This window comes from Azoarcus sp. TTM-91 (genome assembly GCF_012911025.1).
Classification (GTDB): domain Bacteria; phylum Pseudomonadota; class Gammaproteobacteria; order Burkholderiales; family Rhodocyclaceae; genus Azoarcus.
Window position 1 is genome coordinate 1 of record NZ_WUEI01000027.1, and the last position, 12,897, is coordinate 12,897.

Here is a 12,897-nt window from a genome sequence, read left to right on the forward strand (position 1 = left end):
GGGCTGCGAGGGTCAGGGCAGGGGCATGTCCGGCGTCACGATACCGGTATGGAAGCTCCAGCGCCCGCTGCGCCGGTCGTCGAAATAATGGCGCATCGTCATCGCGATGGTGCGGAAGGCGATCTCGTTCCAGGGGATGTCGGCTTCCTGGAACAGCGCCACTTCCAGGGATTCCTCGCCAGGGCGGAAATCCAGGTCCAGCAGGCGTGCACGGTAGATGATGTGTACCTGGTTGATGTGCGGCACGTCGATCAAGGTATAGATGTCGCCAACCTCGATGCGCGCACAGGCTTCCTCCAGCGTTTCCCGTACGGCGCCCTGGGCGGTGCTTTCGGCGTTCTCCATGAAGCCGGCCGGCAGGGTCCACTTGCCCAGCCGCGGTTCTATCGCCCGGCGGCAGAGCAGGATGCGGTCTTCCCATTCGGGCAGGGCGCCGACGACGATCTTCGGGTTCTGGTAGTGAATGTCGCCGCAACTGCCGCAGACGTGGCGCGGAAGAGAGTCGCCCGGGGGAATACGGAATTCGACGGTGGCGCCGCAGGTGGAACAGAACTTCATCGTCGGGCTGCTTGCGTGGAGTAAGCGAGGATTTTAGCCGGAACACGGGGCCCGCGTCTGTGCAGGCCAGGCTGCGCAAGCCGGCGCGGTGCGCGGCAGTCTCCCCCGTCCCGTGCCTTTCGGCCTACGGTATGCGCTTTGTCGGTGCCCTGCCCGGGGCGCGAACCGCACTCTCGGGCAGCTTGCGGCTGACACGGCTCGACGGGCCGCATATTGCCAAGGTAAAGTGCCGCGGCGACTGCGGTGGCCCCTGTTAGAGCCTGGATAGAATCCCAACAGTCATCAAGAAAATCGCGCAATAAAGGAATCCATGCCGCCTCCGATCGACATGAATCGGTTCGAGCAACTGAAGGCGACCGGCGATCTGCCCTCGCCGCGGGGCGTTGCTTTGGCGATCATCCGCCTTACTCAGGCGGAAGAGGTGTCAATGGCGGAACTGGCGCGGGTGATCAAGAGCGACCCGGCTTTCGTTGGCCGCTTGATCAAGGCTGCCAACGGCGTGGTCTCCTTCCATCGCCGCGCCGTGGTCTCGGTGCAGGAAGCGCTGATGGTGCTGGGGCTGCCGGCAGTGAGGACGATGGCGCTAGGTTTCTCGCTGCTGTCCAGCTATCGCAAAGGCGGCTGCGTAGGTTTCGACTACGGGCGCTTCTGGTCATCGTCCCTGCTGATGGCCTTGTCCATGCAGGTCATTGCCCAGCGCTTGCGGGTGATTGCGGCGGACGAGGCCTTCAGCCTGGGCTTGCTCGCCAGGGTGGGCGAGCTGGCGCTGGCCACGCTTTACCCTAGCGATTACGGCCGCCTGCTGCTGGAGTCCCAGCGCTTCCCGGAATTGCGGCTCAGCGATCTGGAGCAGCAGTCCTTCGCCCTCACCCACAATGAGTTGAGCGCCGCCATGCTGGCGGACTGGGGACTGCCGGTCGTGTTCACCGAGCCGGTGCTCTACTTCGAGCAGGCAGAGCGGGCGGGCTTTTCCGCTGGCGGGCGGGAGGAGGGGTTGCTGCAATCCCTGGTGCTTTCGCGGGCGCTGACGGAGATCTGTCTGGCTTCCGAGGTGGAGCAGGCGGCCTTGATGCCGCCGGTGCTGAAGCTGGCGACCCGGCTGGGCCTGGACCGCGACGATTTTGCGGCTGCCTGCGAGCGCATCGGCCGGGAATGGCTGGAGTGGAGCAAGCTGCTGCAGCTGGAGTCGGTGGCGCCGCCGGCTTTCGGCAGCCTGGTGCAGAAAGGGACCGCCGCGCTGCCGCGTGCTGAGCCGCTTTCCCCGGTGCAGCCGGTAGCGGCGCCTTCGGTCGAAAGCGGCATGCGGGTCATGGTGGTGGATGCCGAGCCGGCGGTCCGCCGCGAACTGCGTGGACTGCTGGAGGCAGCCGGCCATCTGGTGGTCGAGGCCGGCAACGGGCGCGAGGGCATGGAGCTGGCGCTGGAAGTCCAGCCGCACATGATGGTGCTGGATTGGGCCATGCCGGAAATGGATGGACTCGAGCTGGTGCGCGCGCTGCGTGCCACGAAGATGGGGCGGGGCATCTATGTGCTCCTGCTCACGCAGGTGGAGGATGACCAACGGCTGGTCGAGGCCTTCGAAGCCGGGGCGGACGATTTCGTCGTCAAGCCGGTAAGCCCGAGGGTGCTGGGCGCGCGGCTGCGCGCCGGCCAGCGGGTGGTACGCCTGCAACAGGAGCTGGAGCGCGATCGGGAGGAAATCCGCCATTTCGCTGCTGAGCTGGCGATCACCAACCGCCGTCTGCAGGAGGCCGCGCTGACCGACGCGCTTACTGGGTTCCCCAACCGGCGCTATGCGATCGAGCGCATCCAGCAGGAGTGGATCGCATCCACCCGCAACCGCAGGCCGCTCTCCTGCATGTTGATAGACCTCGACGGTTTCAAGCAGATCAACGACAGCCACGGCCACGACGTCGGCGACATGGTGCTGCGCCAGGCAGCGGATGCGCTGAGGGTGGCGCTGCGCGGGCAGGACGTGATCTGCCGTACCGGCGGGGACGAGTTCATCGTCATCTGCCCGGACACGGAATTGGACGCCGCGATGACATGCGGCGAGCGCCTGCGCGAGGCCGTGGAGGCACTGGTGGTGGAAACCGGTGGTCCGCGTCTGAAGCTGACCATCAGTGTCGGCGTCGCGGTGCGCGATGCATCGATGGAGGATGTGGACGCCCTGATCAAACGCGCAGACCAGGGCGCCTACAAGGCGAAACAGCGGGGACGGAATCTGGTGGCGTCGATGCAGGGCGCGGGTTCCGATGAGTCTTCTGCCGGCACGGCCGGCTTGGCGGTGTGACAGCTGGCCAATGCAATGACGAAACAAGGAAGACTGATGGACCGCATGGATGAGCGCCTGCTGCGTCAGGAGGGGCCGGTACGGGTCCTGATCGTGGACGATTCTGATGACGATGCCTTCCTTGTTCGCGCCGAACTGGGGCGGCGCGGGGTAAGGATCGACTACCGCCGAGTGGACTGCGAGCTCGACATGGCCGCGGCGCTGGCTGCAGACAGCTGGGACGTGATCCTCGCCGACCACGACATGCCCGGCTTCGATTCCCTGGCCGCGCTCGAAGTGCTCAAGCGCAGCGGCCAGGACGTGCCCTTCATCATCCACTCCGGACAGATCTCCGACCGCCAGGCGGTATCGGCAATGTACGAGGGCGTGGACGACTTCATCGCCAAGGGCGACTACGAGCGCCTGGTGCCGGTGATAGAGCGCGAGCTGCGTGGCGTGAGTGCCCGCCGCGCGGTGCGCACCGCCGACAGCCGCATCCGCGAGCTGGTGAATTTCGACGGACTTTCGGCGTTGCCCAACCATCACCTGTTCTGCAGCAAGGTCACCGACTGGCTGGGCGACTGCCGCCAGCGCGGGCGGGCGCCGGTGGGGGCGGTGTTCGTCGTCGATGTCGACCGCTTCATGCGCATCAATGCCAGCTTCGGCTACGAGGTCGGCAGTGCCATCCTGCGTCAGGTGGGAGAGCGCCTCGCGCAGGGGTTGGCGCCAGAGGTGACGCTGGCGCGGCTAGGCGGCGACAAGTTCGGCGTCTTCCTGCCGGGTGTCGGCGATCCGGCGCAGATAGAGGTGACCGCCCGCTGGGTGCTGAGCGCCTTTGAACAGCCCTTCCTGAAAGACAAGGTGGAGTTGTTCCTGACAGCCAGTATCGGCATCGCGATGGTGCCGCGTGATGGGGATTCGGTTTACACCCTGCTGATGAACGCGGAGACCGCGGTAGCGCAGACCAAGCGCAAGGGCGGCAAGGGGCTGCGTTTCTTCGACCGGGCGATGAATACCGCCTCGGTGGAACGCCTTGCGTTGGAGGCGGACCTGCGCCATGCGCTGGTGAGAAACGAACTGCGCCTCTTCTACCAACCGCTGGTGCGCGCCTCTGATGGTGCGGTGGTGGGCGCCGAGGCGCTGGTGCGCTGGCAGCATCCGCAGCAAGGCCTGCTGACGCCCGACCGCTTCATTCCGCTCGCCGACGAAACCGGCCTGATCACCGAAATCGGCAGTCAGGTGCTGTTCGAGGCGTGCCGGCAGGGCAAGGCATGGCATGCCGCCGGCCATGCCGCTTTCCGGGTATCGGTGAACGTGTCGGCGGTCCAGTTCGGCCAGCCGCGCCTGCTCGAAACGGTCAGCGAGGCCCTGAACGCCAGCGGGTTTCCGCCGGCCTGCCTGACGCTGGAGATTACCGAGAGCTCGCTGATGAGCGATGTCGAGTCCGCGGCCGGCATGCTGCGCGCCTTGAAGAACATGGGGGTGCAGGTGGCGGTGGACGACTTCGGTACCGGTTATTCCTCGCTTTCCTACCTCAAGCGCCTGCCCATAGACGTCATCAAAATCGACAAGTCCTTCATTCGCGACGTGAGCCATGACGAGGAAGATGCGGCCATCGTGCGCGCCATCATCGTGCTGGCCCGCAGCCTGCATCTCGCCACTGTCGCGGAGGGCGTCGAGACGCGCGAGCAGGAGGTGATGCTGCGGGATGAGCGTTGCGATAGCTTCCAGGGTTTCCGCTATGGCAGGCCGGTGCCGCCAGAGGTATTCCCCTTCCTGCTCCAGGGTGTCGCGGACTAAGCAGGTCGATCTGTTGTTTTTCGACCACACGGGCAGGCGGGCTTTTCCTTGCTCCGTGCTTGCGATTGCTCACAATTTACTTTAAGTTCGGAACACTTCTACCTGAAAGGGAGCAGGAAACGATGGAGCGCCCCGATTTTCAGGCCGAAATACGCGAATTGAATCTTGCCTACCTGATGCTGGCGCAACAGATGCTGCGTAGCGACAGGGAGACTGCGATGTTCCGGTTGGGTGTGACCAAGGAGGTCGCCGACCTGATCGAAAGCCTGTCCGCTGCCAAGCTGGTGCGGATGGCTAACAGCCAGATGTTGATGCCCAGCTTCCGCTTCGACGATGCCCAGTTGCTTCGTCTGATGGCGGGCGAGGGGCGGGATCCGGCCACCTCCAGCCTGCATGCGGCCATCATCGCCGCGGGCAAGACGCTGGGCGAGACGGCCTAGGAGAGAGCAATGAAGAACAAGCGCATCATCGACGAGGCCGAAGACATCCGCCGCGCGGTGGAAATGGTCCAACTCGGCGCGCGCATGCAGATGCTGGAGGTGGAAACCCGCCTCAGCCGCGAGAAACTGCTGAAGATCTACAAGGAGGTGCGCGGTGTTTCGCCCCCCAAGGGCATGCTGCCGTTTTCCACCGACTGGTTCATGACCTGGCAGCCGAATGTGCACTCGTCGCTGTTCATGGGTTTCCACCGTTATTTCACGGAAGGGACCGGCCTGAAGGGCCTGGACGCGATCATCAAGTCCTACCATCTCTACCTCGACCATATCGAGGCGGAACAGATGGAACCGGCGCTGAGCCTGACCCGCGCGTGGACGCTGGTGCGCTTCTTCGATGCCGACCTGCTGCAGATGGCGCCGTGCACTTGCTGTGGCGGTCATTACGTGGCGCACGCCTACGACCCCACTGCCAACTTCGTCTGCGGCTTGTGCAACATGCCGTCGCGTGCCGGCAAGAGCAAGCGTGCGGTGCCGACCCGCAAGACCAGGGTAAAGGCTGCTTCGGTCTGAAGCGCCGATGCTGGCGACAGGGGCCGGCGTGAGATTCTCCACACGGGCTGTCCGAACGTAGCGGGCAGCCCGTTTTCTTTTGTCGGATTGCTTCAAGTTTCTGTCATCCAGACCGATACAATGCGACGCAGTGCCCACTCTTTCGCGGCGTTTTCCTGGAGTTCGCGGTGTTTCTCATCATTGGCTACGTCATCATCCTTGCCGCGTCGGTCGGCACCTATGCTGTGCACGGCAGCCTGGGGGCGTTGTGGGTGCCGATGGAGTACCTTGCCATCATCGGTTTGATGATCGGCGGCTTCGTCTCCGGCAACAGCGGAAAGACGATCAAGGCGACGCTGGGTTCGCTGGGGGGCGCGGTCAAAGGTTCGCCCTATAACAAGGCTCTATATGTAGACCTGTTGTCCATGCTCTACGAACTGCTGGCCAAGGTTCGCAAGGAAGGCCTGATGTCGATTGAAAACGACATCGAGAACCCGGATTCCAGCCCGATTTTCTCCAAGTACCCCAGCGTCACGTCCGATCACCACGTGGTCGAGTTCCTCACCGATTACCTGCGCATGATGGTGGGGGGCAACCTCAACGCCTTCGAGATCGAGAACCTGATGGACATGGAGATCGAGACTCACCACCAGGAGGCGCACCTGGCGCCTCATACCGTGTCCAAGATGGCTGACGGGTTGCCCGCCTTCGGTATCGTCGTGGCGGTCATGGGGGTGGTGAACGTGATGGGCTCGGTGGGCGAGCCGCCCGCGGTGCTGGGGAAAATGATCGGTGGCGCACTCGTCGGTACCTTCCTAGGCATCCTGCTTTCCTATGGCTTCGTCGCCCCTATCGCCAGCCAGCTCGAGCAGAAGGTGGAAGAGGGCGGCAAGATCTACCAGTGCATGAAGGTGGTGTTGCTGGCCAGCATGAATGGCTACGCGCCGCAGGTGGCGATCGAGTTCGGGCGCAAGGTGTTGTATTCCACCGAGCGGCCGGGTTTCACCGAACTGGAGCAGGAACTCAAGAACCGCAAGGGTTGAGGCCTCAGGCAATGGCGATTCGTTTTTTGAGCCCTTTGCGTTCCAGCAGCGCACCCGTGCGGGGTGATGCATGAGCGACGATACCCAGCAGCCTATTGTCGTCAAACGCATCAAGAAGGGCGGCGGTGGCCACCACGGTGGCGCCTGGAAGATCGCTTACGCCGACTTCGTGACGGCGATGATGGCCTTCTTCCTGCTGATGTGGCTGCTCGGCTCCACCGCAAAGGGCGACCTGGTCGGCATTGCCGACTACTTCCAGAACCCGCTCAAGCTGGCCATGGAGGGGGGCGAGGGTTCAGGCGACAGCTCCAGCATCATCAAGGGTGGGGGCGAAGACCTTACCCGCTCCCTGGGCCAGGTGAAACGCGGCGACTTCGAAGGCCGCCGGACCATCAATCTCGACGCGGCGCGCGGGCGCGAGACACCTAGCGCCGAGACGCCGGCCGAGGAAACCGAGACCCGCCGCGAGCGGGTGCGCCTGCTGGACCTCAAGGGCCGTATCGAGGCCATCATCGAAGCAGATCCGCTTCTGCGTCAGTTCAAGAACCAGATACTGATGGACATCACCACCGAAGGCCTGCGAATACAACTGGTGGATGAGCAGAACCGGCCGATGTTCAATACCGCAAGCGCCGATCTCCGGCCCTATACACGCGATCTGCTGCGTGACATCGGCCGCGCGCTCAATGACGTCAATCACCGCATCTCGCTGTCTGGGCATACCGACTCTGCTCAATATGCGGGCGGCGACCGCGGCTTTTCCAACTGGGAGCTCTCCTCCAACCGCGCCAATGCCGCGCGCCGGGAGTTGATCCTGGGCGGCCTGGAAATGGGCAAGGTGGTCCGGGTGGTTGGTCTGGCAGACACCATTCCCTTGAACAAGGACAATCTGCTGGATCCGATGAACCGCCGCATCAGTATCGTCGTGTTGAACAAGCGCACCGAGGAGTCCTTGCGCACGGAAGGCGGCCAGGTGGAGGTCAATAGCGGGGCGCCGGTCGATGGCGGCGCCCTGCGTCAGAACATCGAACAGCAGGTGCCGCCTGCGGCACCGGCGATGAACGGGGCGAAGACTTCGCGTCTGGACCCGCCGCTGGGCGGCATGCGCTGAGTACCTTGCCAGAGGCCTTGTTGCCTGCGGCATCAGGGGCGGTTCGGGGCTATCTTGAAGTGGCCGCGTGGTGCGGGGCTCGTGTTGCGATCCGCCGTGTCTCGCCCGGGCGGGGTGCTCCGGTACGGCAGGATTTGCGCAGGCACGGGACCGACGGTATGCGGCAAGAAAAACCTATCAGGGAGTGCCCAGCATGACCACATCCGGTGGTTCCTCACGCCAGCCGCCGCGACCGCTTCCCGGCACCGGGGCTGGCAGCAGCACGGCCAGTCCCTCCGGCAGCGCGGTGCGCAAGCCATTGAGCCCCGCGCTGCCCGGCTTCCCACCGGCACTGGGTGCGGGTCGGGACCGGGAGTTCGAATTCACCGCGTCCGATTTCGAGAAGGTGCGCAAGCTCATCCACGAGCATGCCGGCATCGCCCTGTCGCCGGCCAAGCAGGACATGGTCTACAGCCGGCTGGCGCGCCGCCTGCGCGCCTGTGGTGACCGCACCTTCGCCCAGTACCTCACCCGACTGGAGCGCGACCGCAGCGAGTGGGAGACCTTCGTCAACTCGCTGACGACCAATCTCACCTCCTTCTTCCGCGAGGCGCATCACTTCGACATCCTGGCCGAGCAGCTCAAGAAGGTGGCCGAGAAGCGGACCATCAAGATCTGGTGCTGTGCGGCCTCCACTGGCGAAGAGCCCTATTCCCTTGCCATCACCGCCTGCGAGGCTTTCGATAGCCTGAACCCGCCGGTGCAGATCCTGGCGACCGATATCGATACTGCCGTGCTGGCCCATGGTGAGGCCGGCTCCTACCGGCAGGAGCGGGTTGAGCGTCTCTCGCCGGAACGGCTGCGGAAATTCTTCCTGCGCGGTACAGGCGATCAGGGGGGCGTGGTCAAGGTGAGACCGGAGTTGCGCCGGTTGATCACTTTCCGCCGCATCAACCTGTTGGAGGCCAACTGGTCGGTGCAGGGGCCGCTGGATGCCATTTTCTGCCGCAACGTGATGATCTATTTCGACAAGCCCACCCAGTACGGCATCCTCAAGCGCTTCCAGCCCCTGCTGCGCCCCGACGGCCAGTTGTTCGCCGGCCATTCGGAGAGCTTCATGCACGCCGCGGACCTGTTCCGCTCGCGCGGGCGCACCGTCTATCAGCGCGCAGATACGCCCCTGCGCTGAGCGCCATGGAAGGCAGGCCGACTCGGGTCTTCATCTGCGAGGGCTCAGCCATCGCCCGGGCGCAGCTCGCCGATCTGATCGGCAAGCAGCCGGGCCTGCGGCTGGTCGGTAGCGCAGCCGAGCCGATAACGGCGGCCGAGGCACAGCGCCGGCAGGTGGATGTACTGCTGGTGGGAGAGGGATCACCCGGCAAAGCCCAGGCCCGGGCAGCGGCGGGGCGGGGCATTGCGGTGCTCGCCCTGGGAGAGTCGGGCCCATCTCCTGTAGCGCGTCCCGCTGCGCGTTCGCAGGCTGAGTTGGCGGAGTACGGCCGCTTGCTGGCGGAGCGTCTCAAAGCTGCGTCGCGCAGTGCCGGAGCCGCTACAGCCCTGCCGGCCGGCAGGCCCCCGCCACCCGGTCGCCCGGGGGCCTATCCGGGCCGCATCGTCTTCATTGGCGCTTCCACCGGTGGTACCGAGGCGATCAAGGAGGTCTTGCTGGGGCTGCCTGCACAGATGCCGCCAGTGCTGATGGTGCAGCACATGCCGGAGATGTTCACACCGTCCTTCGCCAAGCGCCTGGACGACCTCTGTGCCTTGCATGTGAAGGAAGCTGAGCAGGGTGAGCGGCTGCACGGCGGAACCGTCTATCTCGCGCCGGGCCATTCCCACCTCTCCATTTCCCGCCACGGCGGCGGCTACGTGTGCGAGTTGGCGAGATCCGAGCCGGTGAACCGTCACCGTCCTTCGGTGGACGTGCTGTTCCGTTCCGCCGCGGCCGAGGTTGGAGCGGCTGCCATCGGCGTCCTGCTTACTGGCATGGGCAAGGATGGCGCAGAAGGGCTGTTGCGGATGAAACATGCCGGAGCGTGGACGATTGCGCAGGATCAGCGGTCTTGCGTGGTCTACGGTATGCCGCGGGAGGCTGTTGCGCTGGGTGCAGCCCGTGAGGTGCTGCCATTGAACGCGATTGCGACCCATGTGATGCAACGCCTGGCCTCGCCTCTTCATACAGATTGACTAGGATGAATGGGCGAGGGCGGCTCAAGAAGAAGATGCCGGCGCCGATATGACGCTGGTGGAGGGGAGGAGCCGCATCCCACCGGGGAGGGTGGCTGAACGAGAACGCGGCGATGACCGTGGTGAGGGGGCTGGTGCTATGGGTTTTCTCTGGATGGCTGTTCTGGCGGGCCTTCTGTCCTGCCTCGGGGGTGTGGCTGTGCTGGCGACGGCGGCCACGCTGAACGTCACGGCAGTCATTGCCCAGATACTGGTTGGCGCGGTGACCAGCGCAGGGGTCTGGCTGATGGCGAAGGGGCGTTGGGGAAGGCCGCTGGCGGCATTCGCCGACACCTTGAGCAGCATGCAACGCGATGGCGACCTCTCCCGCCGGGCGCCAGTCTCCGCCGGGGAGGTCGGAGATTGCGCGACCCGCTTCAATCTTCTTATCGAGAGTTTCCAGGGCATCGTTGGCAAGGTGATCTTCGATGCCCAGCGGGTGGCCGATGCCGCGGACTCGCTGTCGGCTCATGCGCGCAGCGTCGCCGAGGGTTCCTCCGCGCAGCGCCAGGCTTCGGAGAGCATGGGGCAGGCGATCCAGGAGATGACCGCCGGTGTCACCGCGGTTGCCGAGAGCGCCGGCAAGACGGCGGGTAACGCCCAGGAGGCACGGGAGTTGTCGCGCGAAGGGGCGCGCATCGTGGGCGACGCATCCTCCGAGATCGCCAGCATTGCGCGGTCGGTGGACGCCTCAGCCCATGTGATCGACGCGCTGGGCCAGCGCTCCGAGGCCATCAGTGGCATCGTCAAAGTCATACGCGAAATTGCCGATCAGACCAATCTGCTTGCGCTCAACGCCGCGATCGAGGCGGCCCGCGCCGGCGAACAGGGGCGAGGCTTCGCGGTCGTTGCCGACGAGGTCCGCAAACTGGCAGAGCGCACCTCGGCAGCAACCGGCGAGATCACCGCCATGATAGGGGCCATACAGGAGGAGACCCGCAGTGCCATCGCCTCCATCCGCTCCGGCAGCCAGCAGGCGGAAGCGGGTGCCCAACTGGCGCACCAGGCGGCCGAAGCGCTGGAGCGCATCAACGCCGGTGCGCAGCAGACCATGGAGCGGATAGACGAGATCGCCACTGCCATCGCCCAGCAGGGGCGTGAAGCCAGCAGCGTGGCCGAGCATGTGCGCGATATCGTCGAGATGGCCGACCGCAACTCGAGCGGGGCGGAGCGCACGCTGGACGAGGCCAGGGAGTTGGAAAGCCTGGCGGTGAACCTCCATGAGATCAGCAAGGTGTTCAAACTGGGTGCGGCCGGCGAACAGGCCATGCAGGTTCATCGCCGCATGCCGGACATGGCTGTGCGGGCTGCAAAAGAGATGGGGAAAATCCTGGAGGAAGCGCTTGCCGCCGGGCAGGTCACCGAACAGGCCTTGTTCGAGCCGGAATACCGGGCGATACCTTCGACCCGGCCGCAGAAATACAACACCGGCTTCGACGCCCTCACGGATCGTCTCTTCCCGCGTCTGCAGGAAGCCTTGTTACAGGAGAGCCCGCAGGTGGTCTATGCCATCGGCTGCGACCAGAAGGGCTATGTACCCACGCACAATGCGCGTTTTTCGCAGCCATTGACCGGCGATTACGACAAGGACTTCGTCGGTAACCGCTCGAAGCGCATCTTCGACGATCCGGTGGGCAAGCAGTGCGGTGCCCACCAGTTGCAGTTCCTGATCCAGACCTACCGGCGGGATACCGGCGAAATCATGCACGACATTTCCGCCCCTGTTTACGTGAATGGTCGTCACTGGGGCGGTTTTCGCATCGGCTACCGTGCATGAGATGGCTGACCATGCCCAATTTAAGGTGCGAGAATGCGACTCCGAAGCTGGGACGCGAAGGATTTCTCAAGTCCGCGCCGCGCCGGTCGATAAACTGCCCAAGCTGCTCGCAATTTGCGGGTCGCGAGATAAAAGCCGCCCAATGCGGAGAGTGAAATGTCCGATCTGCTGAAGAACATCGATGCCCGTACCCGCCTTGCGGGTACCAATAAACTGGAAATTCTGCTGTTCACCCTCGGGACGGACAACCGAACCGGCCGGAGGGAGACTTTCGGCATCAACGTCTTCAAGGTCCGAGAGGTGATGCGCACGCCGACCATCACGGCCGCTCCCGAGATGCCTTCCTCGGTGGAGGGCATGGTGAGCTTGCGTGGCGTGCTGGTGCCGGTGGTGGATCTCGCGAAGTATGTCGGCATCGGCGCCGACTCGCCGCGAGAGATCATGATCGTCACCGAGTACAACGGCCACACCCAGGGTTTCCTGGTGGAGGCGGTGGATACCATTCTGCGGCTGGACTGGGCGCAGATGCGGGTGCCGCCCGACATGCTCACCGCCAACATGGGCGGCCTGGTCACCGCGGTGACCGAGCTCCCCGGCAACAAGCTCGTGATGATGCTGGACGTGGAGAAGGTACTGTCCGAAACCACCCGCTACGACGACGCCTTCATGTTCAAGGACATCGAGCCGATGGACCGTGGCAACGAACACACGGTGTTCTTTGCCGACGACTCCTCGGTGGCCCGCCGTCAGATCACACAGACGCTGGATGCGCTAGGCGTGAAGTACGTCGGTGCGGTGAATGGCCGGCAGGCCTGGGAGGAGCTGAAGAAGGTTGCCGCCCATGCCGAGACCACCGGCCGCAAGGTCAAGGACTTGGTCAGCATGGTCCTGACCGACGTCGAGATGCCGGAGATGGATGGCTACATCCTCACCAAGCAGATCAAGTCCGATCCGCGCTTCGAGGGTGTGCCGGTGATCATGCATTCCTCCCTCTCCGGCATGTCCAACCAGCAACTCGGTCGCTCCGTCGGTGTGGACGAATACGTACCGAAGTTTGAACCCCAACGCCTGGCAGTGACCCTGCGCCGCCTGCTCAACCGCGGCGGTGCCGAAGACGCCTGAAAACGGCGCCTGACAATAACGAG

The 12,897-nt window shown here is 64.4% G+C and carries 11 protein-coding genes; 10 read left to right on the top strand and 1 reads right to left on the bottom strand.

Translation table 11 applies throughout. From position 1 onward, the window contains the following. Window positions 1-12: 12 nt before the first annotated feature. Entirely contained in the window at window positions 13-558 is a 546-nt protein-coding gene (locus GRF61_RS10010) for an NUDIX hydrolase (protein ID WP_169150517.1), read from the bottom strand. Between the two features lie 310 nt (window positions 559-868). On the opposite strand from GRF61_RS10010, the gene GRF61_RS10015 reads away from it, so the two are divergent. The 10 genes from GRF61_RS10015 to GRF61_RS10060 all read left to right on the top strand — a co-directional run bounded on the left by GRF61_RS10015 (window position 869) and on the right by GRF61_RS10060 (window position 12,874). Continuing rightward, on the top strand, window positions 869-2,851 hold the full coding sequence (locus GRF61_RS10015) for a diguanylate cyclase (protein WP_169150518.1): 1,983 nt from the start codon (window positions 869-871) through the stop codon (window positions 2,849-2,851). A gap of 36 nt (window positions 2,852-2,887) precedes the next feature. Further along, entirely contained in the window at window positions 2,888-4,630 is a 1,743-nt protein-coding gene (locus GRF61_RS10020; protein ID WP_169150519.1) for a GGDEF domain-containing response regulator, read from the top strand. Between the two features lie 122 nt (window positions 4,631-4,752). Beyond that, on the top strand, window positions 4,753-5,070 hold the full coding sequence (flhD, locus tag GRF61_RS10025; protein WP_169150520.1) for a flagellar transcriptional regulator FlhD: 318 nt from the start codon (window positions 4,753-4,755) through the stop codon (window positions 5,068-5,070). Window positions 5,071-5,079: 9 nt separating this feature from the next. Then, window positions 5,080-5,637, top strand: coding sequence for a flagellar transcriptional regulator FlhC (gene flhC / locus GRF61_RS10030; protein ID WP_169150521.1), 558 nt, complete (start codon window positions 5,080-5,082; stop codon window positions 5,635-5,637). Window positions 5,638-5,804: 167 nt separating this feature from the next. Next, window positions 5,805-6,659, top strand: coding sequence for a flagellar motor stator protein MotA (gene motA, locus GRF61_RS10035; protein ID WP_133588416.1), 855 nt, complete (start codon window positions 5,805-5,807; stop codon window positions 6,657-6,659). Window positions 6,660-6,729: 70 nt separating this feature from the next. Then, a complete protein-coding gene (gene motB / locus GRF61_RS10040; protein ID WP_169150522.1) occupies window positions 6,730-7,770 on the top strand; it encodes a flagellar motor protein MotB in 1,041 nt (346 codons plus the stop codon). Between the two features lie 193 nt (window positions 7,771-7,963). Next, window positions 7,964-8,938: a CheR family methyltransferase gene (locus GRF61_RS10045; protein WP_169150523.1), complete on the top strand. Its 975-nt coding sequence runs from the start codon at window positions 7,964-7,966 to the stop codon at window positions 8,936-8,938. Window positions 8,939-8,943: 5 nt separating this feature from the next. Continuing rightward, on the top strand, window positions 8,944-9,936 hold the full coding sequence (locus GRF61_RS10050; protein ID WP_169150524.1) for a chemotaxis protein CheB: 993 nt from the start codon (window positions 8,944-8,946) through the stop codon (window positions 9,934-9,936). 49 nt (window positions 9,937-9,985) lie between these two features. Beyond that, on the top strand, window positions 9,986-11,752 hold the full coding sequence (locus GRF61_RS10055; protein WP_248281184.1) for a methyl-accepting chemotaxis protein: 1,767 nt from the start codon (window positions 9,986-9,988) through the stop codon (window positions 11,750-11,752). Between the two features lie 156 nt (window positions 11,753-11,908). Beyond that, the gene (locus GRF61_RS10060; RefSeq protein ID WP_169150525.1) at window positions 11,909-12,874 is read left to right on the top strand and encodes a chemotaxis protein; all 966 of its coding nucleotides are present in this window, start codon (window positions 11,909-11,911) and stop codon (window positions 12,872-12,874) included. Window positions 12,875-12,897 lie beyond the last annotated feature (23 nt).

Coding starts and splice junctions, on each gene's coding strand:
- GRF61_RS10010 (WP_169150517.1), bottom strand. CDS start 558: ATGAAGTTCTGTTCCACCTGCGGCGCCACCGTCGAATTCCGTATTCCC.
- flhD (WP_169150520.1), top strand. CDS start 4,753: ATGGAGCGCCCCGATTTTCAGGCCGAAATACGCGAATTGAATCTTGCC.
- flhC (WP_169150521.1), top strand. CDS start 5,080: ATGAAGAACAAGCGCATCATCGACGAGGCCGAAGACATCCGCCGCGCG.
- GRF61_RS10050 (WP_169150524.1), top strand. CDS start 8,944: ATGGAAGGCAGGCCGACTCGGGTCTTCATCTGCGAGGGCTCAGCCATC.
- GRF61_RS10060 (WP_169150525.1), top strand. CDS start 11,909: ATGTCCGATCTGCTGAAGAACATCGATGCCCGTACCCGCCTTGCGGGT.
- GRF61_RS10045 (WP_169150523.1), top strand. CDS start 7,964: ATGACCACATCCGGTGGTTCCTCACGCCAGCCGCCGCGACCGCTTCCC.
- GRF61_RS10020 (WP_169150519.1), top strand. CDS start 2,888: ATGGACCGCATGGATGAGCGCCTGCTGCGTCAGGAGGGGCCGGTACGG.
- GRF61_RS10015 (WP_169150518.1), top strand. CDS start 869: ATGCCGCCTCCGATCGACATGAATCGGTTCGAGCAACTGAAGGCGACC.
- motB (WP_169150522.1), top strand. CDS start 6,730: ATGAGCGACGATACCCAGCAGCCTATTGTCGTCAAACGCATCAAGAAG.
- GRF61_RS10055 (WP_248281184.1), top strand. CDS start 9,986: ATGACGCTGGTGGAGGGGAGGAGCCGCATCCCACCGGGGAGGGTGGCT.